The organism is Buttiauxella brennerae ATCC 51605, assembly GCF_001654925.1.
GTDB lineage: Bacteria > Pseudomonadota > Gammaproteobacteria > Enterobacterales > Enterobacteriaceae > Buttiauxella > Buttiauxella brennerae.
The window spans coordinates 104,058-129,171 of sequence record NZ_LXER01000006.1 but is presented as its reverse complement, the minus strand read 5'-3'; the positions used below and the strand labels follow the sequence as shown (position 1 = coordinate 129,171).

General features: G+C 50.0%; 22 protein-coding genes. 11 read left to right on the top strand and 11 right to left on the bottom strand.

The genetic code is table 11. The features are described from left to right. Positions 1-63 precede the first annotated feature (63 nt). Positions 64-525 (bottom strand): Lrp/AsnC family transcriptional regulator, encoded by a 462-nt coding sequence (locus M975_RS01855; RefSeq protein WP_064557015.1) that lies wholly within the window; start codon positions 523-525, stop codon positions 64-66. Between the two features lie 114 nt (positions 526-639). Here M975_RS01855 and M975_RS01850 point away from each other — a divergent pair, with 114 nt between their 5' ends. After that, a complete protein-coding gene (locus M975_RS01850; RefSeq protein ID WP_064557014.1) occupies positions 640-1,689 on the top strand; it encodes a PLP-dependent cysteine synthase family protein in 1,050 nt (349 codons plus the stop codon). A gap of 38 nt (positions 1,690-1,727) precedes the next feature. On the opposite strand, the gene cof is transcribed toward M975_RS01850, so the two are convergent. Next, positions 1,728-2,549, bottom strand: coding sequence for an HMP-PP phosphatase (gene cof / locus M975_RS01845; protein ID WP_064557013.1), 822 nt, complete (start codon positions 2,547-2,549; stop codon positions 1,728-1,730). 102 nt (positions 2,550-2,651) lie between these two features. Here cof and M975_RS01840 point away from each other — a divergent pair, with 102 nt between their 5' ends. Beyond that, positions 2,652-4,355, top strand: a complete 1,704-nt coding sequence (locus M975_RS01840; RefSeq protein WP_064557012.1) for an SgrR family transcriptional regulator — start codon at positions 2,652-2,654, stop codon at positions 4,353-4,355. 64 nt (positions 4,356-4,419) lie between these two features. Further along, entirely contained in the window at positions 4,420-5,115 is a 696-nt protein-coding gene (queC, locus tag M975_RS01835; protein ID WP_064557011.1) for a 7-cyano-7-deazaguanine synthase QueC, read from the top strand. A gap of 41 nt (positions 5,116-5,156) precedes the next feature. On the opposite strand, the gene M975_RS01830 is transcribed toward queC, so the two are convergent. The 9 genes from M975_RS01830 to bolA all read right to left on the bottom strand — a co-directional run bounded on the left by M975_RS01830 (position 5,157) and on the right by bolA (position 15,912). Further along, complete coding sequence (locus M975_RS01830) at positions 5,157-5,555, bottom strand: YbgC/FadM family acyl-CoA thioesterase (protein ID WP_064557010.1); 399 nt, start codon at positions 5,553-5,555, stop codon at positions 5,157-5,159. Positions 5,556-5,680: 125 nt separating this feature from the next. Continuing rightward, entirely contained in the window at positions 5,681-6,046 is a 366-nt protein-coding gene (locus M975_RS01825; RefSeq protein WP_064557643.1) for a helix-hairpin-helix domain-containing protein, read from the bottom strand. A 159-nt stretch (positions 6,047-6,205) separates the two neighbouring features. Further along, positions 6,206-8,077 (bottom strand): peptidylprolyl isomerase, encoded by a 1,872-nt coding sequence (gene ppiD / locus M975_RS01820; RefSeq protein ID WP_064557009.1) that lies wholly within the window; start codon positions 8,075-8,077, stop codon positions 6,206-6,208. 357 nt (positions 8,078-8,434) lie between these two features. Continuing rightward, positions 8,435-8,707, bottom strand: coding sequence for a nucleoid-associated protein HU-beta (gene hupB, locus M975_RS01815; RefSeq protein WP_034457998.1), 273 nt, complete (start codon positions 8,705-8,707; stop codon positions 8,435-8,437). A gap of 210 nt (positions 8,708-8,917) precedes the next feature. Continuing rightward, positions 8,918-11,272 carry an endopeptidase La gene (gene lon, locus M975_RS01810; protein WP_064557008.1) on the bottom strand — a complete coding sequence of 785 codons (2,355 nt, stop codon included), beginning with the start codon at positions 11,270-11,272 and terminating at the stop codon, positions 8,918-8,920. 303 nt (positions 11,273-11,575) lie between these two features. Beyond that, the gene (gene clpX, locus M975_RS01805; protein WP_034457994.1) at positions 11,576-12,850 is read right to left on the bottom strand and encodes an ATP-dependent protease ATP-binding subunit ClpX; all 1,275 of its coding nucleotides are present in this window, start codon (positions 12,848-12,850) and stop codon (positions 11,576-11,578) included. Positions 12,851-12,995: 145 nt separating this feature from the next. After that, positions 12,996-13,619: an ATP-dependent Clp endopeptidase proteolytic subunit ClpP gene (gene clpP / locus M975_RS01800; RefSeq protein ID WP_064516635.1), complete on the bottom strand. Its 624-nt coding sequence runs from the start codon at positions 13,617-13,619 to the stop codon at positions 12,996-12,998. Positions 13,620-13,939: 320 nt separating this feature from the next. Next, complete coding sequence (tig, locus tag M975_RS01795; RefSeq protein WP_064516633.1) at positions 13,940-15,238, bottom strand: trigger factor; 1,299 nt, start codon at positions 15,236-15,238, stop codon at positions 13,940-13,942. A gap of 356 nt (positions 15,239-15,594) precedes the next feature. Continuing rightward, positions 15,595-15,912 carry a transcriptional regulator BolA gene (gene bolA / locus M975_RS01790; RefSeq protein ID WP_064557007.1) on the bottom strand — a complete coding sequence of 106 codons (318 nt, stop codon included), beginning with the start codon at positions 15,910-15,912 and terminating at the stop codon, positions 15,595-15,597. 305 nt (positions 15,913-16,217) lie between these two features. Here bolA and M975_RS01785 point away from each other — a divergent pair, with 305 nt between their 5' ends. From M975_RS01785 to M975_RS01750, 8 genes are all read left to right on the top strand, one after another. After that, complete coding sequence (locus M975_RS01785) at positions 16,218-16,796, top strand: lipoprotein (protein ID WP_064557006.1); 579 nt, start codon at positions 16,218-16,220, stop codon at positions 16,794-16,796. Positions 16,797-16,844: 48 nt separating this feature from the next. Continuing rightward, positions 16,845-18,320 carry a muropeptide MFS transporter AmpG gene (gene ampG, locus M975_RS01780; RefSeq protein ID WP_064557005.1) on the top strand — a complete coding sequence of 492 codons (1,476 nt, stop codon included), beginning with the start codon at positions 16,845-16,847 and terminating at the stop codon, positions 18,318-18,320. 474 nt (positions 18,321-18,794) lie between these two features. Continuing rightward, positions 18,795-19,742 carry a cytochrome o ubiquinol oxidase subunit II gene (gene cyoA / locus M975_RS01775; protein ID WP_064553062.1) on the top strand — a complete coding sequence of 316 codons (948 nt, stop codon included), beginning with the start codon at positions 18,795-18,797 and terminating at the stop codon, positions 19,740-19,742. Between the two features lie 19 nt (positions 19,743-19,761). Next, entirely contained in the window at positions 19,762-21,753 is a 1,992-nt protein-coding gene (gene cyoB / locus M975_RS01770) for a cytochrome o ubiquinol oxidase subunit I (protein WP_064557004.1), read from the top strand. Further along, the gene (locus M975_RS01765) at positions 21,743-22,357 is read left to right on the top strand and encodes a cytochrome o ubiquinol oxidase subunit III (protein WP_064557003.1); all 615 of its coding nucleotides are present in this window, start codon (positions 21,743-21,745) and stop codon (positions 22,355-22,357) included. The genes cyoB and M975_RS01765 overlap by 11 nt, the downstream gene beginning before the upstream one ends. Beyond that, a complete protein-coding gene (locus tag M975_RS01760) occupies positions 22,357-22,686 on the top strand; it encodes a cytochrome o ubiquinol oxidase subunit IV (protein ID WP_064557002.1) in 330 nt (109 codons plus the stop codon). Before M975_RS01765 ends, M975_RS01760 begins: the two co-directional genes overlap by 1 nt. Positions 22,687-22,697: 11 nt before the next feature. Next, positions 22,698-23,585, top strand: coding sequence for a heme o synthase (gene cyoE / locus M975_RS01755; protein ID WP_064557001.1), 888 nt, complete (start codon positions 22,698-22,700; stop codon positions 23,583-23,585). Between the two features lie 147 nt (positions 23,586-23,732). Further along, positions 23,733-25,094 carry an MFS transporter gene (locus tag M975_RS01750; RefSeq protein ID WP_064557000.1) on the top strand — a complete coding sequence of 454 codons (1,362 nt, stop codon included), beginning with the start codon at positions 23,733-23,735 and terminating at the stop codon, positions 25,092-25,094. Positions 25,095-25,114: the final 20 nt, after the last annotated feature.

Sequence of the window (25,114 nt, the reverse complement as noted above, 5' to 3'; positions counted from 1 at the left end):
TGAGATACTGTCTGCCGATGTCAGGCAGAAAAGTGAAATGCTATTAGGCCGGGAGCGCGTCACTCAGCGCTCTAATGGCAAAGCTGTGGTGTATTTTATCTGTTCCATGGCAAAACTCGAAGTCACATCGGTTAAGCCCGGAATGCCGTTCACCAGCCGTTTGTAAAAATCATCATACCGTTTCATGTCTTCTACCTGCACACGCATCAGGTAGTCGTACTCCCCGGCCATGCGCCAGAAGCCGAGAACTTCAGGCATCTCTTCGACAACCGCCACGAATTTACAGTACCACTCGCTGCTGTGCTGCTGGGTCTTGATAAGCACGAAAGCCGTCAGCCCAAGCCCGAGTTTTTCCGGGTCTAATAATGCCACTTTCGCCCGAATAACACCGTCGTCTTCAAGCCTTTTCAGGCGTTTCCAGCAGGGTGTGGTGGTCAGATTAACGGCATCAGCGAGAGCCTGCAAAGAGAGGGTGCAGTCATTTTGCAGCAAAGATAGCAGCTTACGGTCAATTTTATCTAACATAGCAGCATCCGGGAGAAATATTTTCTCCATTGAATGCTCTGCAAAGGTTAAAAGGCAACTTTTTTATCTTCCTTTTGCATTACTCTAAGCACAAATAGACAAACGGACACCAACATGACCAATACCTGGGTAAACCACGCGATTAGCGAAATTAACGCCGACTACCAACGCTCTGCCGATACGCATTTGATTCGCCTGTCGCTGCCAGGTTTTCCCGGTATCCAGCTGTACCTGAAAGATGAAAGCACGCACCCGACGGGCAGCCTGAAGCATCGCCTTGCGCGTTCACTGTTCTTGTATGGCTTGTGTAACGGCTGGATCAAAGAAGGCACGACGATCATTGAAGCCTCTTCCGGTTCAACTGCGGTTTCTGAAGCCTATTTTGCCCGCCTGTTAGGGTTACCGTTTATTGCCGTCATGCCAGCCTGCACCGCAAAACGTAAAGTGGAACAAATTGAATTTTACGGTGGCCGCTGCCATTTCGTGGAAAGTGCCTGTGAAATCTACGCGGCTTCCGAAATGCTGGAACGCGAGCTGAATGGCCATTATATGGACCAGTTCACCTTTGCTGAGCGTGCGACTGACTGGCGCGGTAACAACAATATTGCCGACAGTATCTTCCGCCAGATGGAACACGAACCGCACCCGGTACCAGATTACATCGTCATGAGCGCAGGCACTGGCGGCACGTCGGCCACCATCGGGCGCTATTTACGTTACCAGGGGCACCCAACCCAATTGACCGTGGTCGACCCACAAAACTCAGTCTTTATGGATTACTGGCAGCAACGTGATTGCAGCTTACGCAGCTCCGTTGGCAGCAAAATCGAAGGGATTGGTCGCCCGCGTTGCGAGCCTTCGTTTATCCCGGATGTGATTGACGAAATGATGCGCGTGCCGGATGCCGCAAGCATTGCCACGATGCAATGGCTGGAAACGATTCTGGGCCGTAAAGTAGGTGCTTCTACAGGCACTAATATGTGGGGCGTGTTGCAACTGGCTGCACGTATGCGCGACGAAGGGCGCAGCGGTTCGATTGTGACACTGCTTTGCGACAGCGGTGAACGCTATCTGGAAACCTATTACAACGCGGATTGGGTGAAAGCGAATATTGGTGATGTGCTGCCAGCCCGAGCGGAAATCGAAAAGCTGCTTGAAAGATAAAAAAAGCCGGGCAAACGCCCGGCTGGCTTAAGGCCTTATCATTCGGGGGAATAAGTGAGGTTTGGTGTATCTAGCCAATGCGTCAAATAATGAGAAACAGCCTGTTTATTGCAGTGACCAATAACAGGTAAATGCGGTAAATCCTCTTTCAGCTGTGCCATCGCGTTGCCCATGATCAAACCATGACCCACGCTTGAAAGCATTTCGCGGTCATTCATCGCGTCGCCAAATGCCATGCAATCTTTCATCGTTAAACCAAGATGTTTGCTCAGCACATTCAGTGCGGCACCTTTGTTACAGCCAACGGGTAACACTTCCAGGCAATCCACGGCTGAGAAACATAAAAATGCCCGCCCACCGAGAGCCTCATCCAGCTGAATTTTCAAACGCAGTAAGTCGTCGTGCAAGCCACAGAAACAAATTTTGGTCACCTCGTCGGCAGGTATGCGTTTAACGTCGACAATTTTCGGGCTAAAGCCGCTGTACACATGCGCGTTGAGCATCTCCCCAACTTCAAATTCGGTTAGCCAGCCGGTGTCATTAAACACATGCATACTCGCCTGAGTATCCCACTGCCCGTGGATAACCCTTTGCGCCGCTTCTGGCGACAGATCCTGGCGATGCAGAAGATCACCTTGCGTTGAGTGAATGCGTGTCCCGTTGCCGGTTATCAAAAACGCTTCGAGGGAGAGCTTGCTCAGAACATGGCGCATTTCCAGTACATGGCGACCGGTCGCAAATGCGAGGGTTATCTGCCGTTCATCCCGCAGCCGGTTCAGGGTACGCACGGTTTCTTCACCCAAAAGATGATTGGGCATTAATAACGTACCATCCATATCAAATGCTGCCAGACGAGCCATGTTTACTCCAGTTTGTGACGACTAAAACACAGTTGGGAGTATCACCTGGCATATACGGAACTAATAGTGAATAATTTTTAAAAATTGTTCCGGGTTTAACTCATGCGCTTGCTAAATCGACTCAATCAGTTTCAACGTTTGTGGCAACCCTCGGCGGGAGAACCTCAACAAGTTACGGTGGCAGAACTGGCGGCACGCTGTTTTTGCAGTGAACGCCATGTGCGAACGTTGCTTAACCAGTTGCAAGACGCGGGCTGGCTGACGTGGCATGCGCAATCGGGGCGTGGGAAGCGTGGCACACTGACCTTCCTGGTGACACCAGAGAGCGTACGTTCCGGAATGATGGAGCAAGTGCTGCACAAAGGGCAGCATCAGAATGCGCTGGAGCTGGCGCAAATCGCACCGGAACAGCTGCGCCAATTGCTGCAACCGTTCCTTGGCGGGCAATGGCAAAATGATACGCCTACGCTGCGTATTCCCTATTATCGCCCGCTGGAAACCTTGCAGCCGGGTTTTCTGCCGGGCCGCGCCGAACAGCATCTTGCCGGGCAGGTTTTTGCCGGGCTTACCCGCTTCACCTCCCACAGTGCGCTACCGCAGCCCGATCTCGCTCACCACTGGCAGATATCTGAAGATGGCCTGAACTGGTACTTTTTTATACGTTCCACACTGCACTGGCATAATGGTGAGCCGGTAGAAACCGCACAATTGCAGCAACGGTTGATGATGCTACTGGCGCTCCCTGCAATACGACGCTTGTTTATCAGCGTGAAAAGCATCGAGCTTGCCCATACGCAATGTATCCGCTTTGTATTGCATACTCCCGATTACTGGCTGGCACATCGGCTGGCCAGTTATTGCAGCCGCCTGGCGCACCCGGAAGATACTCAACTGGGCTGTGGGCCATTTCGCATCAGCAGCTTTAAAGAGAACCTGGTGCGGATCGAGAGTTTTGAGTCTTATCACCTTAGCCACCCATTACTCAAAGCCGTAGAGTTCTGGATTACCCCGCAATTATTCGATACTGAATTGGGCACCAGTTGCCGCCATCCGGTGCAAATCGCCATTGGGCAGCAAGATGAATTGGTGCACCTGCGGCCCGTCAGCAATAGCATTAGCCTCGGTTTTTGTTACCTGGCAGTAAAGCAAAACAGCCACTTAACGCCAGAGCAGGCACGCTTTTTGATGCAACTCATTCAGCAGCGGCAGTTGATCGCAAGTCTGCCCGTTGATGAATCACTGATCACTCCAAGCATTGAAATGATCCCCGGCTGGGAAATCCCAGAGTGGCCATCCTGTGATGCCGTCACCCTGCCGCCGAAATTAACGCTGATTTATCATTTGCCGGTTGAGTTGCATGTTATGGCGCAGCAACTTAAAACCCATCTGGCCGATTTAGGCTGCGAACTGACGCTGGCGTTTCATGACGCTAAAAACTGGACGGGATGTGAGGTGCTAAGTGAAGCCGATTTGATAATGGGCGACCGTTTAATTGGCGAAGCCCCGGTTTACACGCTGGAGCAGTGGTTGCGCAGCGATGTGTTATGGCCTGCGGTACTGGCTGAAAACCAATACACACAGTTGCAGGACACACTCGACAGAGTGCAAATCCACCCGGATGAAACTACTCGCAGCAAAGGTTTGCAGGACGTATTTAGCGAGTTAATGCGCGATGCGATAGTGTCGCCCCTGTTTAATTACCGCTACCAAATCAGCGCGCCGCCAGGGGTGAATGGTATTGAACTTAACGCCTGGGGTTGGTTTGATTTTACACAAGCATGGTTACCACCGCCGACGATGGTGTGAAGAAGCTGGGCAGCTATCTGCCCACGAGTTACCATAGGTTTTTAGCTGTTTAACAGGATTACTCATGAAACGTGCAGTTGTCGTCTTTAGTGGTGGCCAGGACTCCACAACCTGCCTGATTCAGGCATTACAGCAGTATGATGAAGTCCACTGTGTGACGTTTGATTATGGCCAGCGCCACCGTGCTGAGATTGACGTTGCCCGTGAGCTGGCACTGAAACTGGGCGCGCGTGCGCATAAAGTTCTGGATGTCACCTTACTCAATGAACTGGCCGTCAGCAGCCTGACGCGCGATAGCATTCCTGTGCCGGGCTACAACCCCGAAGAGAAAGGCATCCCAAGCACTTTTGTTCCAGGTCGCAATATTCTGTTCCTCACTCTGACGGCAATTTATGCCTATCAGGTTGAAGCCGAAGCCGTGATCACCGGGGTTTGTGAAACTGACTTCTCAGGCTACCCGGACTGCCGTGATGAGTTTGTGAAAGCCCTGAATCACGCCGTCAGTCTCGGTATGGCTCGCGACATTCGCTTTGAAACACCGTTGATGTGGCTTGATAAAGCAGAAACCTGGGCGCTGGCGGATTACTGGCAGCAACTGGGTCTGGTGCGTAACGAAACGCTGACCTGTTACAACGGTATTCAAGGTGATGGTTGTGGCGAGTGTGCTGCCTGCAACCTGCGTGCGAACGGGCTGAACCATTACCTGGCAGACAAACCTGCGGTGATGGCCGCCATGAAAAAGAAAACTGGCCTAAAATAGTTGAGCCTGGCGTGGCGCTTGCCACGCCCTTTCTCATGAAATCATTCCATCATCTGCACTAACTTCTCGCGCAACTCCCCTTCCAGCGGAACTGATTTCTGGGTTTTCAAATCAATGCAGACGAATGTCAGCAGCGCATCTGCCACGACTTCACCTTCTGGTTCGAGCTTAACCACCTGACTCAATACACCACTTTTACCGTTGAGTTGCTGCAAGGTGCTTTCAATACGCAGAAGGTCGCCAAGCACTGCCGGGCGGCGGTAGTTAATATTGATATTGACCACGATGAACGCGATGTTGTGGTCAGTCATCCATTGAAAACCCGACGCATTTTCCAGCCCTTCCCAGCGGGCCTCTTCGAGAAATTCAAGGTAACGGGCATTGTTAACATGCTGATAAAAATCAAGATGGTAACCCCGGACTTTGATGTGTGTTTGCATAGCGCTAAAACCCTTTGACCGTTGTTTTAATATTCAGGTGAGGTAAACAGGCCACACCAAACTGGTATGACCTGTCACTTAGCATAGCAAAGTTTTTAGACTACGCGAGGCTCGGGCACTAAGTGCTAAAGCTTAATGTGAGACAGATTACGTTCTACTAACGCACGGCCAATTCCAGGAACCTCCTGCAACTGTTCCAGAGCTTTGAATGGGCCGTACTCTTCCCGATAACTCACAATCGACTGTGCTTTTTTCAGGCCAACACCATTCATTACCTGTGCCAGTGTTTCCGCACTGGCCATGTTAATACTCACGACGCCATCATCGGCATCTCCCGGCTTAGCGGTTGTCACCGGCGTTACCGGGGTCTTATCAGTTTGCTGCGTTGCCGTGTCGTTTTTGGCAACGGCTGGTGCGGCTATGGCTGGAGTACAGGCGCATGCACCGATCAGCGCGACGGCTACGCATACTGCTTTTATTCCACTTTTCATTCCTGTTTTCATGCTGTTCCTCCTTGTGTGTTGACAGCGAAGTCACTTTATCGAGGGAGAAACACGGGAACAAACAGCAAACTCCAAATGTGGAAAAGGCCGCGAAAGCGGCCTTTGAATGTTGCATTGCGTTGCAGTGGACTGCGAGAAACCTCGAGATTACTGCTGGTCGATAATATCGCCCATCTTGATTTTCGCTTCTTTGCGCAGGTTGGTCATTAGCGCTTCGAAAGTGATCTGAGCATTGTTCTGGGTGATACCCTGAACCATCGCTTTTTTCTGCTCAGCAGGCATATCACCCGCTTTCACTTCATCCAACGCTAACAGTACGACATTGCCCTGCATATCGTTAGCGACACCGTATGCTGGTTTGTCTTTAGCAGGTAATGGCAAAGTGAAGGCAACCTGGCTGATTGGGTCCTGACCAGAACGCGACAGCGTTTTCGCTTCACCGAAGCTCAAGCCTGCGGCTTTCATTGCTTCATCGCCTTTGCCCATTTTCAGCGCATTCAGCAGTTTGTCAGCATCAAGCTTCGCTTGTTGTTCAGCTTTCTGCTGTTTCACCTGAGCGATAACCTGGTCGCGAACTTCTGCTAATGGCTTAATAGACTCTGCTTTGTGCTCAGTCACACGCACGATAAACGCACGGTCACCGTCAACAGTGATGATGTCGGAGTTCATCCCTGGCGCGCCGTTCGCGCCGACCAAACCACCGTTGAAGATAGCATCTGCAACAGGTTTGAAGTTCAGTTCAGCCGGTAAGTTGTCATGACCAAACCAGCTGGTTTCAGATGCTTTAACGCCAGCGACTTTTTCAGCACTCACCAGAGATTCGTTATCGTTGCTTGCCGCATCGCTAACTTTCTGTTGCAGCGCGTAGTAAGCATCAACTGCTTTCTCTTGCTTCACTTTCGCGGCAATAGCGTCTTTAACTTCAGACAACGGTTTGGTTTGTGCAGGCTGAATATCGTCAAGACGAACAACCAGGAAACCAACGGAAGATTTGATCACGCCAGAAAGCTGGCCTTTGTCTTTCAGACCGGCATTTTTCAGTTCGTCAGGCGTCGTACCCGGCTCCAGCCAACCCATATCGCCGCCGTTACGGGCAGAGATGATATCCGCAGATTTTTCTTTCGCGAGGGCTGCAAAATCGCCGCCTTTGCTCAGTTCATCAAGCACCGCTTTAGCTTCGGCTTCAGTTTTGGTCTGAATCACGCTGTAACGGTTACGCTGAGGTTGAGTGAACTCATCCTGATGCTGATCGTAATAAGACTGAACGTCGGTATCAGCCACTTCCACTTTCTGAGAAGCCGCATCAAGCATGATATAGCTCACCTTGAACTGCTCAGGCGCGACGTAGTTGTTTTTGTTTTGCTCGTAGCTGGCGTTAATTTCCTGCTCGGAAACCTCTTGCTTCGCAGCCAGTGCTTTGACGTCAATCGTCGCCTCACGAACCAGGCGTTGCTGTGACACCAGCGCTGCGAGCTCGTCGGTTTCACCCGCCAGCATGAAGTCTGTACCCACAACCGCATTGATCAGCTGCTGTGTGGTTAATTGGTTGCGCAGTGCGCTTGCGTATTGATCCGCAGTCATACCCATGTTGTTGATGATGGAGGTATAACGAGCGTTATCAAATTTGCCGTTGTTCTGGAATGCTGGCTCTTTAAAGATGGCGAGTTTGATTTGTTCGTCGCTAATGCCAAGACCAAGATGTTTGGCGTATTGATCCATTAACGCTTCATCAATCAAGCGAGACAGCACCTGTTGGCGCATCTGCTTCATGTAGCCTTCGTTTGCAGCCATGATGGAAAACTGCTCACCAAGCTGTTGCTGTTGGCGATTACGCTCGCTGGCAACAGCATTTTCAAACTGACCACGGCTAATTTCCTGGCCATTCACTTTTGCGGCGTAGTTGGCACTACCGCCAATCAGGTACCCACTCACGCCAGTCAAAATGAATGACACGATAATGATCCCGAAGATTATCTTGATTACGAGGCTGTTTGCCGCCGTACGTAAATTGTCCATCATGGTGTAACAACACTCCACTGTAGTGTGAATGGTAAACCCAGCGCAGCCGCTAAATGGGCATCCCTGAATATGCGTACTGCTGTGCCGCTATGTGCAAGCGGGTATTGTGACAAGAAAATGGGTTCAAATCATCAAACATGCGCAAAATTAGGCATCAGGCATAAAAAAAGGCACATCTAACGATGCGCCCTGACCTAACTTTACTCGTCTTACCCTATAAACCCATCATTCTTCAAGATGCTGGGGCGTTGGCGGTACTCATTTCCCCGAGTCACTTACCTGAGTAAGCCCATCGGGATAAGCTCCCTGGCCGCCTACCTGCCACTTGAATGCTAACGGGTAAAGGCTCGCGATAAATCAGTTAACGGCTTCTTTCAGCGCTTTACCCGCACGGAAACCAGGTACTTTTGCAGCAGCGATGGTGATTTCCTTACCTGTTTGTGGGTTACGGCCGGTACGGGCAGCACGTTCACGAACAGCAAAAGTTCCAAAGCCAACCAGTGCCACGTCTTCCCCAGATTGCAGAGATTCGGTAACAGAAGCAATCACAGCGTCTAATGCACGTCCAGCCGCAGCTTTAGAAATATCAGCACCTGCGGCAATTTTGTCTATCAGTTGAGATTTATTCACTCTTCTCTTCCTCTCTTTATAATTTATATCGCACCAGTATCCTTCAAAGTGCGACCGCGCAGCAGTTATATCAGGCCTGTCATGCCCTTACAACACCCGTTGTTAATGACACGCATCACCAGCAGTCTAAAGTAGCGATACAAAAAAAAGCTGGCAAGTGACAATTCACCAGCCAGCTCTGATTTTATTTACCGAATATGCGTCAGGTCACTATTTTTCGGTCACAACCTGCATTCCGTAAGGCTCATTCTGCAATGCAAGAGCCAAAACTTCTTCGATGCGCTTCACCGGATGAATATCCAGGTCGGCGAGAACGTTGTCCGGAATCTCTTCCAGATCGCGTTTATTATCATCCGGAATCAGAACAGTTTTGATACCGCCACGGTGTGCCGCCAACAGTTTTTCTTTCAAACCACCAATTGGCAGAACCAGACCGCGTAATGTGATTTCACCGGTCATCGCCACATCTGCACGAACAGGGTTACCCGTCAGGCAAGATACCAGCGCGGTACACATCGCAATACCCGCACTCGGGCCATCTTTCGGCGTCGCACCTTCAGGCACGTGAACGTGGATATCGCGTTTTTCGTAGAAATCGGTGTTGATGCCTAATTTCTCCGCACGCGCACGTACCACGGTCAATGCAGCCTGAATAGATTCCTGCATAACTTCACCCAGAGAACCGGTGTAAGTCAGCTTGCCTTTGCCTGGCACACATGCGGTTTCGATAGTCAGCAGGTCACCGCCAACTTCGGTCCACGCAAGACCTGTTACCTGGCCTACACGGTTTTCGCTGTCTGCACGGCCATAGTCAAAGCGCTGCACGCCAAGGAAATCTTTCAGGTTATCGCCGTTGATGGTGATGTGCTTAAGCGTTTTATCCAGCAGCAGCTGTTTAACCGCTTTACGGCACAGTTTGGAGATTTCACGCTCCAGACTACGCACGCCCGCTTCACGGGTGTAATAACGGATAATGCCGCTAATGGCGCTGTCTTCAACCGTCAGCTCACCTTTCTTGAGCGCGTTACGCTCAATCTGCTTGGTCAGCAGGTGCTGTTTAGCAATGTTCAGCTTTTCGTCTTCGGTGTAACCGGAAAGACGGATAACTTCCATACGGTCCAACAACGGTGCTGGAATGTTCATGGAGTTAGACGTTGCCACAAACATGACATCGCTGAGATCGTAATCCACTTCCAGATAGTGGTCGTTGAACGCCACGTTCTGTTCTGGATCAAGCACTTCCAGAAGTGCGGAAGCAGGATCACCACGCATATCCGAAGACATTTTGTCGATTTCATCCAACAGGAATAATGGGTTTTTAACGCCCACTTTCGCCATTTTTTGAATCAGCTTACCTGGCATGGAACCAATATAAGTACGACGGTGACCGCGAATTTCCGCTTCATCACGCACGCCGCCTAAAGCCATACGCACATATTTACGTCCGGTCGCGCGAGCGATGGACTGACCCAGTGAGGTTTTACCTACACCTGGAGGCCCAACCAGGCACAAAATTGGCCCTTTGAGCTTGTTAACGCGACTCTGGACTGCGAGGTATTCCAGGATACGATCTTTCACGCGCTCAAGGCCGTAATGATCGGTATCCAGGACTTCCTGCGCCTGACGCAGATCTTTTTTCACTTTGCTGCGCGCATTCCACGGCACCTGCACCATCCAATCGATGTAACCACGAACCACGGTAGCTTCCGCAGACATTGGCGACATCATTTTCAGTTTTTGCAGTTCCGCTTCGGTTTTTTCACGCGCCTCTTTCGGCATTTTAGCCGCGTCGATTTTGCGTTTCAGCGCTTCGTTTTCATCTGGCGCGTCGTCCATTTCGCCGAGTTCTTTCTGAATGGCTTTCATTTGCTCATTCAGATAGTACTCACGCTGGCTCTTTTCCATCTGCTTTTTAACACGGTTGCGAATGCGCTTCTCAACCTGCAGCAGATCGATTTCCGACTCCATCATGGCCATCAGATATTCAAGACGTTCGTTAATATCGGACATCTCGAGAACGGACTGTTTATCAGTCAGTTTCAATGGCATATGTGCCGCAATGGTGTCAGCCAGACGAGCAGGATCGTCAATGCTGTTCAACGATGTCAGCACTTCTGGCGGAATTTTTTTGTTCAGTTTGATATAGCCTTCAAACTGACCAATTGCGGTGCGCACCAGCACTTCCTGTTCGCGCTCTTCAATAGCTGGCGAATTCAGGTACTCAGCCTGCGCTGAGAAATGGTCACCGTTGTCAGAAAGCGTGGTGATACGTGCACGCTGTAAACCTTCAACCAGCACTTTTACCGTGCCGTCTGGCAGTTTCAGCATTTGCAAAATGGATGCGACGGTTCCCACTGAGAACAGGTCATTTACACCTGGCTCATCTGTCGAGGCTTCTTTCTGCGCCACCAGCATGATTTTTTTATCATGATCCATGGCCGCTTCCAGGCAACGAATGGATTTTTCTCGCCCGACAAACAGTGGAATTACCATGTGCGGATAAACCACCACATCGCGCAATGGCAATACGGGGATTTCAATGCGTTCAGAACGCTCAGGATTCATAGAGCTCTCTCTTAGTTAAGGTCCGCCTGGTGATGGGTAATGTCCTGGCTCCTCCAGAACCATTCAAACCGTAGAAAGGCGGCAAATCCACGAGTCCCCAGAGGCATAGATAACTATGTGACTGAAGTCAGTGGGTGTCGCCATTGCATCGACGGCCTGAAGGGGGACGGAGAATGAACGTCACCAACAAGTAAGTCAGTATATTGGGATGTTTCCCGCACATTCAATGGCAGGAATGAAGGAAAAGCAAAAGGGGGATATAAATCCCCCTTTTCAGACTAACTGACTGGTTATTTTGGCGAATTATTCACCGGATGCTTGTTGCGCTTCCGGCTTACCATAAATTAATAATGGTTTGCTTTGCCCGTCGATGACGGATTCGTCAATAACGACTTTCTCGACGTCTTCCATAGAAGGAAGATCGTACATGGTATCCAGCAATGCGCCTTCTACGATTGAACGCAGACCACGAGCACCGGTTTTACGTGCCATTGCTTTCTTAGCGATGGCATCAAGCGCTTCGTCACGGAATTCCAGATCCACACCTTCCAGATTGAACAACGCCTGGTATTGCTTGGTCAGGGCGTTTTTCGGCTCTTTCAGGATTTGAATCAGTGCTTCTTCGCTCAGTTCAGTCAGCGTTGCAACAACTGGCAGACGGCCGATAAACTCAGGGATCAGACCAAATTTGATCAAATCTTCCGGCTCAACCTGGCCTAACAGCTGCCCTTCTGTCGCCTTCTGAGATTTACCTTTTACGGTTGCGCCAAAGCCAATGCCTGAACCGGTTTCAACGCGGTTAGCAATAACTTTATCCAGGCCTGCGAATGCGCCACCACAGATAAACAGAATCTTGGAGGTATCAACCTGCAAGAACTCTTGCTGTGGATGCTTACGGCCACCCTGAGGTGGAACCGCCGCAACAGTACCTTCGATAAGTTTCAGCAACGCCTGCTGCACACCTTCACCAGACACATCACGCGTGATGGACGGGTTATCAGATTTGCGGGAGATTTTGTCGATCTCATCGATATACACGATGCCGCGCTGTGCTTTCTGCACATCGTAATCACATTTCTGCAGCAGTTTCTGGATGATGTTTTCGACATCTTCACCCACGTAACCGGCTTCGGTTAACGTTGTGGCATCAGCCATGGTGAATGGAACATCCAGTAAACGTGCCAGGGTTTCAGCCAGCAGGGTTTTCCCGCTACCCGTCGGCCCGATGAGCAGAATGTTACTTTTGCCCAGTTCGATACCGTTGGTGCTGTCGCCGTTACGCAGACGTTTGTAGTGGTTGTAAACCGCAACCGCCAGGACTTTTTTAGCCTGTTCCTGCCCGATGACGTAATCATCGAGATGGTGACGGATTTCATGCGGAGTCGGCAGCGCACTGCGTTCGCGGTGCGGAGCGACTTCTTTAATCTCTTCGCGAATAATGTCGTTACATAAGTCGACACACTCATCGCAGATATACACTGACGGCCCGGCAATCAGTTTACGCACTTCATGCTGGCTTTTGCCGCAAAAAGAGCAGTACAGCAGTTTGCCTGAACCGTCTTTGCGCTTATCTGTCATCGGTAAAACCTCTTTTTTGTTTCTGTGCACCGAACAGAACGGCACAAATGCCATTCTACGGCGCAGCCAATCGTAAGCGCGCTATGAGCCATTTCTACAACTGTAATTCCTACAACTATAGTATATGGCTCACTGTTTTCGGGCGTTAGCTACGGTGAGTCAGGATTGAGTCAACTAAGCCATACTCTACCGCTTCATTTGCAGCGAGGAAACGGTCACGCTCGGTGTCTCTCTCGATTTCTTCAAGAGATTTGCCCGTGTGTTGCGCCATAAGTTCGTTCATACGAGCTTTCACTTTCAGGATTTCGCGCGCGTGGATTTCGATATCCGTTGCCTGGCCCTGGTAGCCGCCCAGCGGCTGGTGAATCATCACTCGTGAGTTCGGTAAGCAGAAACGCTTACCCTTTGCTCCAGCTGTCAGCAGGAAAGCACCCATAGAGCAGGCCTGACCCATACAAATAGTGCTGACATCCGGTTTAATAAATTGCATCGTATCGTAGATAGACATACCGGCGGTAATCACACCACCTGGTGAGTTGATGTAGAGATAGATGTCTTTTTCTGGGTTTTCTGCTTCCAGGAACAGCATCTGCGCCACAATCAGGTTAGCCATGTGGTCTTCGACCTGGCCCGTCATAAAGATGACACGTTCCTTGAGCAGACGAGAATAGATATCGTATGAACGTTCGCCACGCGATGTCTGTTCAACAACCATCGGCACCAGGGCCATATGGGGTGCAAATTGATCTCTTTCGCCACTGTATGACATTTCCGTCTCCTGGAATAATTAAGCCTTCGATACCTGCAGCACTGATTCTACTTGAGGTGCCAGAAGAAGACTACGCTCCTGCTTACACCTATTACCTTTATTCGGACGGATTATCAGTCAGGGATCCATGTTCGAGCCATACCCGTATTTATGGGGATGAGCTTGCCCTGTTTCAAGCATAACAACCTTTTCTTGTTACGCTAACCCTGAAACTGCGTTTTATGATGGGTTTTCAGAGAGTCACTGATAAAAAAAGCCCGCCACCTATGGGTGACGGGCTTGATGCAGCAATATTTTGGCGATGATGCCAAAAATTATGCTTAAGCTTGCTGGTTCATCAGTTCGCTAAAGTTAGTGGCTTTCTCAGTCACTTTCGCTTTAGACAGAACAGCTTCAACAGCTTGTTCTTCCAGAGCAACATTACGCATGTTGTCCATCAGTTCTTTGTTTTTGCCGTAGAATTCTACAACTTCAGTCGGATCTTCGTAGGCAGAAGCCATTTCTTCGATCAGACCTTTAACGCGTTCTTCATCAGCTTTCAGCTCATGGGTACGAATCACTTCGCCCAGCAGCAGGCCAACAACTACACGACGTTTAGCTTGTTCTTCGAACAGTTCACGTGGCAGTTCCAGCGCTTGTTTCTCGTTGCCACCAAAACGCTGAGCAGCCTGGCGACGCAGAACGTCGATTTCGCTGTCAATCAGTGCTGCTGGAACGTCGATGTTGTTCGCGTTAACCAGACCGTCGATTGCTTGAGACTTGATGCGGTTACGCACAGCGCCTTTCAGCTCACGATCCATATTTTTACGCACTTCGGTACGCAGACCTGCAACAGAACCATCTTCAACGCCGAAACGTTTGATGAATTCTTCAGTAAATTCTGGCAGTTCACGCTCTTCAACTTTCTTCAGAACGATGTCGAACTTAGCCGCTTTACCTTTCAGGTTTTCAGCGTGGTAATCTTCCGGGAAGGTCACTTCGATAGTGAATTCTTCGCCAGCTTTGTGACCAACCAGACCGTCTTCGAAGCCTGGGATCATACGACCCTGGCCCATTGCCAGTACGAAGTCAGACGCTTTGCCGCCTTCGAATACTTCGCCGTCTACAGAACCGGTGAAGTCGATGGTTACGCGGTCTTCTGCAGTTGCAGCAGCGTCAGAGTCTTTCCAGGTCGCCTGCTGCTTACGCAGGGTGTCCAGCATTGCATCAACGTCTTCGTCAGTCACTTCAACAACCGGTTTTTCAACTTCGATTGCTTCCAGACCCTGCAGCTCAACTTCTGGGTACACTTCAAACTCAACCGCGTAGGTGAAGTCTTCGCCCAGTTTGTATTCGCCTGGAACGTAGTTCGGTGCGCCAGCTGGATTGATTTTTTCTTTGATGATCGCTTCAACAAAGTTGCGGCTCATCAGTTCGCCCAACACGTCCTGGCGAACAGAAGCGCCATAGCGTTGTGCGATAACGGTCATCGGCACTTTTCCTTTACGGAAACCGTCGATACGGGCTTTCTTTGCCACGTTGACCAGCTCGCTTTTTACAGCGGTTTCGATGCTGTCTGCAGCGATAGTAATCGTGAGACGGCGGCCAAGGCCCTGAGTGGTTTCAACTGAAACTTGCATCTTGTTACCTCAAAAAATCACAGTGCTCGGTCAACTCTGGAAGCGCTCATTTGCACTCCGCAGAACCGGGATGCCTTCTGTATCAGAATCACATTCCCTGTCGTCAGAATCGTCCCGAAGACATTCCGAAAAATAAGACGCAGCATTATAGCGGCATCACCAAGGTGAGTCGAGAACGGCAACACAGTGTTGCTGCGGCCCTTTTCACAGTTCTTTTGGATTTTTTGCCCAAACCCTGGAATAACGAGGGCTATTTCAGACAAAACAAAACGGCCCGCAGGCCGTTTTGTAAAACACGATTCATATACCGCAACATAAAGGAAAAGCTCCCTCTGTTGCAAGCCTGAAGGTTAACTTCAGGCGATTGACCCTGCTCCACGGCAAGGTGGGGAGGCTAAAACAGTGTCATGCAACCCTTCCCATTCCTTAATGGCGTAGGTATGCAGCGCCAGCGCATGCACGGTAGTTGAGAGTTCCACGCTTAACGTGCCGTAAATCATACGGTGACGATTTAAGAAACGCTCTCCTACAAAACGATCGCTGACCAGAACCACTTTAAAATGACTCTCGGAACCCGCCGGGACATTGTGACGATAGCTTTCATCCACGACTTCCAGGAACACGGGTTCAAACGCTGCCCTTAATTTTGATTCTATTTGCTCGCGCATCATCATGAACTTTCTCCTCGACTGCGTAGAGATGCCACTCATCCCTTTAAATGTTAGCCGCTTTTAGCCGTTTTAATAACGGAATTACAACAATTATTTAGCTTTCGTCTGATTTTCTAAGCCAAGCCCCTGTAGATTAATGTGATTACGGCACTAATCGAGGGCAAAGTGGTCAGATAGCTTTGCAACCGCTCAGAAAAAGCGCAACGCGATGAAATTACGTGCGTTAACTACTTCCCCTGGGCAACCGCAGTGTTATGATGGCGTGATTTTTTATCTGCCTGCCCCTTGAGTACATTGAGATAGCGAACATGTTAAAAAAACTATTATTCCCGTTGGTCGCCGTATTTATGCTGGCCAGCTGTGCAACACCACCAACGACCATTGATGTTTCTCCAACCATTAGCTTGCCACAGCAAGACCCAAGCTTGATGGGTGTGACTGTCAGCATCAACGGTGCAGATCAACGTAAAGACCAGGCGCTGGCTAAAGTCACGCGTGATAACCAACTGGTTACCCTGACGCCATCTCGTGACCTGCGCTTCTTACTGCAAGAAGTGCTGGAAAAACAGATGACGGCTCGTGGTTATATGATTGGGCCAAACAGCCCGGTTGACCTGCAAATCATCGTAAACCAGCTGTATGCAGACGTGTCTCAGGGCAGCGTCCGTTACAACATCGCTACTAAAGCAGATATCGTGATTATTGCGACGGCGAAAAATGGTAACAAGATGACCAAAAACTACCGTTCCAGCTACAACGTAGAAGGGGCGTTCCAGGCCACCAACAAGAATATCGCCAATGCGGTGAACTCCGTATTGACTGACACCATTGCTGATATGGCTCAGGACACCAGCGTTCACGACTTTATTAAGCAGAACGCTCGTTAATCAATACCCCACCAGCCCGTGTCATGCGGGCTGGCTGTAGAGCTGAGTATGCCCAACCACTATCTACGTCTTTTTCAGCAACCAAAATCAGCCATTCTGTTGATTTTAGGCTTTGCCTCCGGCCTCCCTCTCGCCCTCACTTCCGGCACGCTACAAGCATGGATGACGGTTGAGAACATCGATCTTAAAACCATTGGTTTCTTCTCGCTTGTCGGGCAAGCCTATGTATTTAAGTTTCTGTGGTCGCCAATAATGGACAGATACACGCCGCCGCTGCTTGGGCGTCGTCGTGGTTGGTTGCTGATCACTCAGATTCTGCTGCTGATTGCTATTGCGGGCATGGGTTTCCTTGAACCTGGCTCGCAACTCCGTTGGATGGCCGCTTTAGCTGTTGTCATTGCTTTCTGCTCGGCTTCGCAAGATATCGTTTTTGATGCGTGGAAAACGGATATTCTCCCCGCAGAAGAACGCGGTACTGGCGCGGCAATAAGCGTATTGGGTTATCGACTGGCAATGCTGGTATCCGGCGGTCTGGCGCTTTGGCTTGCGGATAGATACCTCGGCTGGCAAGGAATGTACTGGCTGATGGCCGCATTGATGCTGCCTTGTATCATCGCCACTTTGTTTGCCCCAGAACCCACAGACGCCATTCCGGTCCCCAAAAGTCTCGAACAAGCTGTAGTTGCTCCACTGCGTGATTTCTTTGGCCGCAACAATGCCTGGCTCATTATGCTACTGATTGTGTTGTACAAACTTGGCGATGCATTCGCCATGAGTTTGACAACCACATTTTTGATTCGCGGCGTCGGTTTTGATGCCGGTGAAGTGGGTGTGGTGAATAAATCGCTGGGACTTATTGCCACCATCGTTGGCGCGCTCTACGGCGGCATTTTGATGCAGCGCCTGTCGCTGTTCCGCGCTTTACTGATCTTTGGCGTTTTACAGGGCGTTTCCAATGCCGGTTACTGGATTTTATCGGTCACCGATAAGAATATGTTCAGTATGGCAACAGCCGTTTTCTTTGAAAACCTCTGTGGCGGCATGGGCACGGCAGCTTTTGTCGCGCTGTTGATGACGCTGTGTAATAAGTCATTTTCCGCTACTCAATTTGCCCTGCTTTCAGCGTTATCCGCAGTTGGCCGCGTTTATGTTGGCCCGATTGCCGGCTGGTTCGTTGAAGCGCAAGGCTGGCCTACTTTTTACTTATTCTCAGTAGTGGCTGCCGTTCCGGGCATTTTGTTGCTTTTGGTTTGCAAAACAACGCTGGAATACACCCAGAATCACGATAGTTTTATTCCGCGAAGCGAATTTTCTTCCGCTTATCGTATAGCGCTTCAGGCATTGATGTTAGGTTGTGTCCTGCTGGCGGTATGGTTGGTGGTGTTAATTACCAATGCGACAGGCCTGACAAACTGGGCGTTCAACATTCAGTTCCTGGAATGGGGAGCGTTGTTTGCAGTGGGTGGAATTTTACTCGGAGGGATACTTGATTATCTGGCGTTGCGGAAATCAGCTTTAGTGTAAAATCCGTCAGATTAATAAAAATAATAAATTTCGTTCAGTAACTATATCGTTCGATTAACATGCAAATATTTATGTGATGAATTAATTGGCGAAAGCAAGTCTGTTTTTTTGCATTATTAGCAGGAAAATTATTTTCTCTGTACCTTTAACCGATTCAGCCCGTCGATAAATTAATTTGTAACTCATTTCGTTTGTTAATTGATGCTAAATTGTTAAATTTATGTTTAACAAAATGATTGGTTATACCAATTGCCCTGTACTATTTATAGCAACATAGGTTTTCGTTATAACCCAGCACGGTTGCGGGCTATCTCGATATTTTACAGTTTGTTGCATTCTATGTGACATTGTCGGCAGAACCCGGTAACACCACACTGACACTACGCCATTCATGTTTACAGTAATGTAACCTTCCCGTAAAATGCCTTCACACTTTAAACGACAATTAGAGCTCCCCGGAATTGAGGTCGTTAAATGAGACTCAGGAAATACAATAAAAGTTTGGGATGGTTGGCATTAATTACAGGCACTTTTTTACTGAGTGGCTGTGATTCTGCACTTCTGGACCCCAAAGGACAAATTGGACTGGAACAACGTTCATTGATACTGACAGCTATCGGGCTGATGTTGATAGTGGTTATCCCCGCTATCGCAATGGCTATCGGTTTTGCCTGGAAGTATCGTGCTTCAAACAAAAACGCCAAATACAGCCCCAACTGGTCGCACTCGAACAAAGTTGAAGCTGTGGTCTGGACGATTCCTATCCTTATCGTCATCTTCCTCGCGGTACTGACCTGGAAAACCACGCACGCTCTTGAGCCAAGCAAACCGCTTGTTCACGATGCAAAGCCGGTGACCATCGAAGTTATCGCCATGGACTGGAAATGGTTCTTCATCTACCCAGAGCAAGGTATTGCTACGGTTAATGAAATCGCCTTCCCAGCCAACACCCCGGTGGAATTCAAAATCACTTCTAACTCAGTGATGAACTCCTTCTTTATTCCGCGCCTGGGCAGCCAAATCTATGCAATGGCAGGTATGCAGACCAAATTGCACCTGATTGCTGATGAAGCAGGCACCTACGACGGTATTTCGTCTAACTACAGCGGTAAAGGTTTCTCTGGGATGAAGTTCAAGGCAATCGCCACCCCAGATATGGACACCTTTAACCAATGGGTTGCTAAAGCTAAACAATCTCCGGAAGTCATGAACGATATGGCGACTTACGAGAAACTGGCGCAGCCTAGCGAATACAACAAAGTCGAATACTTCTCCGCTGTTAAGCCAGATTTGTTTAAAGACGTTATTAACAAATTCATGGGACACGGGAAGAGCATGGACATGACCCAACCTGAAGGCGAGCACGCTGCGCACGAAGGAATGGAAGGCATGGACATGAGTCACGCGGAAACCTCTCACTAAGGGGCCGAGGAATAATACGATGTTCGGAAAACTTACACTGGATTCAGTCCCATACCATGAACCCATTATCATGGTTACGGTGGCAGCAATTCTCGTCGGGGGACTGGCGCTAGTTGCAGCTATCACTTACTTCGGTAAGTGGGAATACTTATGGAAAGAGTGGTTCACCTCGGTTGACCACAAACGCCTCGGCATAATGTACGTGATTGTTGCTATCGTCATGCTTCTGCGCGGCTTTGCCGACGCCGTCATGATGCGTAGCCAACAAGTTCTGGCTTCCGCCGGAGAAGCAGGCTTCCTGCCACCTCATCACTACGATCAGATCTTTACCGCCCATGGCGTAATCATGATCTTCTTCGTAGCGATGCCATTTGTTATCGGCCTGATGAATATCGTCGTGCCGTTGCAGATTGGTGCGCGTGACGTTGCCTTCCCATTCCTGAACAACCTGAGCTTCTGGTTCACCGTTGTGGGCGTGGTGCTGGTTAACCTGTCTCTTGGGGTAGGTGAATTCGCGCAGACCGGTTGGGTGGCTTATCCGCCGCTATCGGGCATAGAGTACAGTCCGGGGGTCGGCGTCGACTACTGGATATGGAGTCTACAGCTCTCGGGTATCGGTACGACATTAACGGGTATTAACTTCTTTGTTACTATCCTGAATATGCGTACACCTGGCATGACAATGTTCAAAATGCCAGTGTTTACCTGGGCTTCGCTGTGTACCAACGTACTGATTATCGCGGCATTCCCAATCTTCACCGTGACCGTCGCACTGTTAACCCTTGACCGCTACCTTGGCACCCATTTCTTTACCAATGATATGGGTGGCAACATGATGATGTATATCAACCTCATCTGGGCATGGGGCCACCCGGAAGTTTATATCCTGGTGCTGCCGGTGTTTGGTGTGTTCTCTGAAGTGGTTGCGACATTCTCGAAAAAACGCCTGTTCGGTTACACCTCTCTGGTGTGGGCGACCATCGCGATTACGGTACTGTCGTTCATCGTCTGGCTGCACCACTTCTTCACCATGGGCAGCGGCGCGAACGTAAACGCCTTCTTCGGTATCGCCACCATGATTATCGCCATCCCGACCGGGGTGAAGATCTTCAACTGGCTGTTCACCATGTATCAAGGCCGTATCGTGTTCAACTCCGCGATGCTGTGGACCATTGGCTTCATTGTCACCTTCTCTATTGGTGGAATGACCGGTGTTCTGTTAGCGGTTCCGGGTGCTGACTTCGTCCTGCACAACAGCCTGTTCCTGATTGCTCACTTCCATAACGTGATTATCGGTGGTGTCGTGTTCGGTTGCTTCGCTGGCCTCACTTACTGGTGGCCAAAAGCCTTCGGCTTCACGCTGAACGAAACCTGGGGCAAACGCGCATTCTGGTTCTGGATCATCGGCTTCTTCGTGGCATTTATGCCGCTGTACGTGCTGGGCTTCATGGGTATGACCCGTCGCCTGAGCCAGCAGATTGATCCGCAGTTCCACACTCTGCTGGTTGTTGCAGCTTGTGGTGCCGCGCTGATTGCTCTGGGCATCCTGTGTCAGCTGATTCAGTTCTACGTCTCAATCCGAGATCGTGAGCAGAACCGTGACCTGACAGGTGACCCGTGGGGTGGCCGTACGCTGGAGTGGTCAACTTCTTCTCCTCCTCCGTTCTACAACTTTGCCCACCTGCCACACGTTCATGAGCGTGATGCATTCTGGGAAATGAAAGAGAAAGGTGAAGCGTACAAACAGCCAACGCATTATGAAGAAATTCATATGCCACGTAACAGCGCAGCAGGCATCGTGATTGCCGCGTTCGCTACCGTGTTTGGTTTCGCGATGATCTGGCACATCTGGTGGCTGGCGATTGTTGGTTTTGCTGGCATCATCATCACCTGGATTGCGAAAAGCTTCGACGAAGATGTGGATTACTACGTTCCGGTTGCGGAAGTCGAAAAACTGGAAAACCAGCACTTCGATGAAATTACCAAAGCAGGGCTGAAAAATGTCAACTGAAACTCTCACTCACGCTAACGCCCACGCCGCTGAGCATGGGCATCACGATGCAGGAACCAATAAGGTCTTTGGTTTCTGGATCTACCTGATGAGCGACTGCATTCTGTTCTGTTGCTTGTTTGCTACCTATGCCGTTCTGGTGAACGGCACTGCCGGCGGCCCGGCAGGGAAAGACATTTTCGAACTGCCATTTGTGCTGGTTGAAACTGCCCTGCTGTTATTCAGCTCCATCACCTACGGCATGGCGATTATCGCCATGAACAAAGGCAACAAGAGCCAGGTTATCTCCTGGCTGGCGATGACCTTCCTGTTCGGTGCGGGCTTCGTCGCGATGGAAATCTATGAATTCCATCACCTGATTGTGGAGGGTTTCGGGCCGGATCGTAGTGGCTTCCTGTCAGGCTTCTTTGCCCTGGTAGGTACGCACGGTCTGCACGTAACTTCTGGCCTGGTCTGGATGGCGTTGATGATGTTCCATGTCTATCGTCGCGGCTTGACCCCAGCTAACCGTACTCGCCTGATGTGCCTGAGCTTGTTCTGGCACTTCCTGGACGTGGTATGGATCTGTGTATTCTCGGTTGTTTATCTGATGGGGGCGATGTAATGAGCCATTCAAATGAACACGCTGGCGCCCACCACGGTAGCGTTAAAACCTATATGACAGGTTTTATCCTGTCCATCATCCTGACGGCGATCCCGTTCTGGATGGTCATGTCAGGTACTGCCTCCCACGCCGTGATTCTTGGCGTGGTGCTGGGGAGTGCGGTAGTACAGATTCTGGTTCACCTGGTGTGCTTCTTGCACATGAACACCTCTTCTGAGGAGCGTTGGAACCTGGTGGCCTTTGCCTTTACTGCGCTGATAATTGCCATTCTGGTGGTCGGCTCTATCTGGATTATGTGGAACCTCAACCAGAACATGATGGTTCACTAAGAGCGGCGTATATGATTAAGCAATACCTACAAGTGACGAAGCCTGGAATTATTTTCGGCAATTTAATTTCTGTCATTGGCGGATTTTTACTGGCCTCAAAGGGCAGTATTGATTACTCCTTGTTTATCTCCACCCTGGTAGGGGTGTCGTTGGTCGTGGCATCAGGTTGTGTTTATAACAACTTCATTGACCGCGATATTGACCGCAAAATGGAGAGAACCAAGAACAGGGTTTTGGTCAAAGGCTTGATTGCGCCGAAAACCTCGCTGGTATACGCCACCTTGTTGGGTATTGCTGGCTTCATGCTGTTGTGGTTTGGTGCCAACCCGCTGGCCATGTGGTTAGGCGTAATGGGCTTTGTGGTTTATGTCGGCGTTTATAGCCTGTACATGAAACGTAAATCCGTTTACGGCACGCTGATCGGCAGCCTGTCAGGGGCTGCACCTCCGGTTATTGGTTACTGCGCTGTAACCAATGAATTTGATGCCGGCGCGTTAATCCTGCTGGCTATCTTTAGCCTGTGGCAGATGCCGCACTCGTACGCGATTGCTATCTTCCGCTTTAAAGATTACCAGGCAGCCAACATTCCGGTGTTGCCTGTGGTTAAAGGGATTTCGGTCGCGAAAAACCATATTACGGTTTATATCATCGCTTTTGCTGTCGCAACGCTGATGCTGTCACTAGGCGGTTATGCCGGATGGAAATATCTGGTTGTTGCCGCTGCGGTTAGCGTCTGGTGGTTGGGCATGGCATTACGTGGCTATAAAGTTGAAGACGATAAAGTCTGGGCGCGCAAATTGTTCGTCTTTTCTATTGTCGCTATCACTTCATTAAGCGTGATGATGTCGGTCGATTTCATGGTGCCAGATCCACAACATCTGCTGACTTACGTCTGGTAAGTCATGAACCTCATAAAAGGGCGCAATTGCGCCCTTTTTTATTAGTGCCATCAAGCATTCAACGTTGTAATATTTATTAAACAACCAGCCATTTACCCTCCCCTGCCCACGCACTACACTAAGGCCTGCTTTTTATCTGAGGTGGTAATGAACGATTACAAAATGACGCCCGTCGAGTTACGTGCGACGTGGGGTTTAGGCACGGTATTTTCACTGCGCATGCTCGGCATGTTTATGGTGCTACCGGTTCTTACTACTTACGGAATGGCGCTACAGGGTGCCAGTGAAGCACTCATTGGTATTGCCATCGGTATTTATGGACTGGCTCAGGCTATCTTCCAGATCCCCTTTGGCCTGCTTTCCGACCGCATTGGCCGCAAACCTCTGATCATCGGTGGCTTGCTGATTTTCGTTCTTGGAAGCGTCGTCGCAGCACTCTCTGAATCCATATGGGGCGTTATTCTTGGCCGGGCATTGCAAGGCTCTGGAGCCATTGCCGCTGCGGTCATGGCACTGCTTTCTGATTTAACTCGCGAGCAGAATCGAACGAAAGCGATGGCATTTATCGGCGTGAGTTTTGGTGTCACTTTTGCCATCGCCATGGTACTTGGCCCCATTATTACTCACAGCCTGGGCTTGAATGCGCTGTTCTGGATGATTGCAGTTCTGGCAACCAGCGGTATTTTAATCACCTTGTGGGTGGTGCCAAACACCAAAAGCCATGTACTTAACCGCGAATCAGGCATGGTAAAAGGCTGCTTTAGCAAAGTGCTGGCCGAGCCTAAATTGCTCAAACTGAACTTTGGCATCATGTGCCTGCACATCATGTTGATGTCGACGTTTGTCGCCCTCCCCGGCCAACTCGAGCAGGCAGGTTTCCCGGCGTCTGAGCACTGGAAAATTTACCTCTGCACGATGCTCATCGCTTTTGCATCTGTCGTGCCGTTTATCATTTACGCCGAAGTAAAACGCCGCATGAAGCGGGTGTTTGTCGGCTGTGTTGCACTGCTGCTGATTGCTGAGATTGTGCTGTGGGGCTCAGGCCCGCACTTCTGGGAACTGGTGTTAGGCGTGCAGCTGTTCTTCTTAGCCTTTAACCTGATGGAAGCTATTTTACCGTCGCTCATCAGCAAGGAATCTCCCGCGGGTTACAAAGGTACCGCAATGGGGATTTATTCCACTAGCCAGTTTTTGGGTGTAGCCATTGGTGGCTCGCTGGGCGGTTGGATTGACGGGTTATTTGATTCGCAAACCGTATTCCTGGCGGGTGCGTTACTGGCGATGGTGTGGCTGCTGGTAAGTAGCACCATGACTGAACCGCCGTATGTGGCGAGCTTACGCATTGAATTGCCGGAAAGTGTAGACGTAGATGAATCACTGAAGCAGCGTTTACTGGCACATAATGGCGTGAGTGATGTGAATATTATCGCGACCGAACGCAGCGCTTACGTGAAGATAGACAGCAAGCTTACGAATCGGTTTGAGATTGAGCAGTTGGTTAAAGGGTAAAAACAAGCCTCACCCTAGCC

Bases quoted from the DNA above. Each gene is read 5' to 3' on its own strand.
- clpP (WP_064516635.1), bottom strand. From the start codon at position 13,619: ATGTCATACAGTGGCGAAAGAGATCAATTTGCACCCCATATGGCCCTG.
- M975_RS01840 (WP_064557012.1), top strand. From the start codon at position 2,652: ATGCGCTTGCTAAATCGACTCAATCAGTTTCAACGTTTGTGGCAACCC.
- M975_RS01855 (WP_064557015.1), bottom strand. From the start codon at position 525: ATGTTAGATAAAATTGACCGTAAGCTGCTATCTTTGCTGCAAAATGAC.
- cyoE (WP_064557001.1), top strand. From the start codon at position 22,698: ATGATTAAGCAATACCTACAAGTGACGAAGCCTGGAATTATTTTCGGC.
- M975_RS01830 (WP_064557010.1), bottom strand. From the start codon at position 5,555: ATGCAAACACACATCAAAGTCCGGGGTTACCATCTTGATTTTTATCAG.
- queC (WP_064557011.1), top strand. From the start codon at position 4,420: ATGAAACGTGCAGTTGTCGTCTTTAGTGGTGGCCAGGACTCCACAACC.
- lon (WP_064557008.1), bottom strand. From the start codon at position 11,272: ATGAATCCTGAGCGTTCTGAACGCATTGAAATCCCCGTATTGCCATTG.
- clpX (WP_034457994.1), bottom strand. From the start codon at position 12,850: ATGACAGATAAGCGCAAAGACGGTTCAGGCAAACTGCTGTACTGCTCT.
- tig (WP_064516633.1), bottom strand. From the start codon at position 15,238: ATGCAAGTTTCAGTTGAAACCACTCAGGGCCTTGGCCGCCGTCTCACG.
- M975_RS01825 (WP_064557643.1), bottom strand. From the start codon at position 6,046: ATGAAAAGTGGAATAAAAGCAGTATGCGTAGCCGTCGCGCTGATCGGT.
- cof (WP_064557013.1), bottom strand. From the start codon at position 2,549: ATGGCTCGTCTGGCAGCATTTGATATGGATGGTACGTTATTAATGCCC.
- cyoB (WP_064557004.1), top strand. From the start codon at position 19,762: ATGTTCGGAAAACTTACACTGGATTCAGTCCCATACCATGAACCCATT.
- bolA (WP_064557007.1), bottom strand. From the start codon at position 15,912: ATGATGATGCGCGAGCAAATAGAATCAAAATTAAGGGCAGCGTTTGAA.
- M975_RS01785 (WP_064557006.1), top strand. From the start codon at position 16,218: ATGTTAAAAAAACTATTATTCCCGTTGGTCGCCGTATTTATGCTGGCC.
- M975_RS01760 (WP_064557002.1), top strand. From the start codon at position 22,357: ATGAGCCATTCAAATGAACACGCTGGCGCCCACCACGGTAGCGTTAAA.
- M975_RS01750 (WP_064557000.1), top strand. From the start codon at position 23,733: ATGAACGATTACAAAATGACGCCCGTCGAGTTACGTGCGACGTGGGGT.
- ppiD (WP_064557009.1), bottom strand. From the start codon at position 8,077: ATGATGGACAATTTACGTACGGCGGCAAACAGCCTCGTAATCAAGATA.
- cyoA (WP_064553062.1), top strand. From the start codon at position 18,795: ATGAGACTCAGGAAATACAATAAAAGTTTGGGATGGTTGGCATTAATT.
- ampG (WP_064557005.1), top strand. From the start codon at position 16,845: ATGCCCAACCACTATCTACGTCTTTTTCAGCAACCAAAATCAGCCATT.
- M975_RS01765 (WP_064557003.1), top strand. From the start codon at position 21,743: ATGTCAACTGAAACTCTCACTCACGCTAACGCCCACGCCGCTGAGCAT.
- M975_RS01850 (WP_064557014.1), top strand. From the start codon at position 640: ATGACCAATACCTGGGTAAACCACGCGATTAGCGAAATTAACGCCGAC.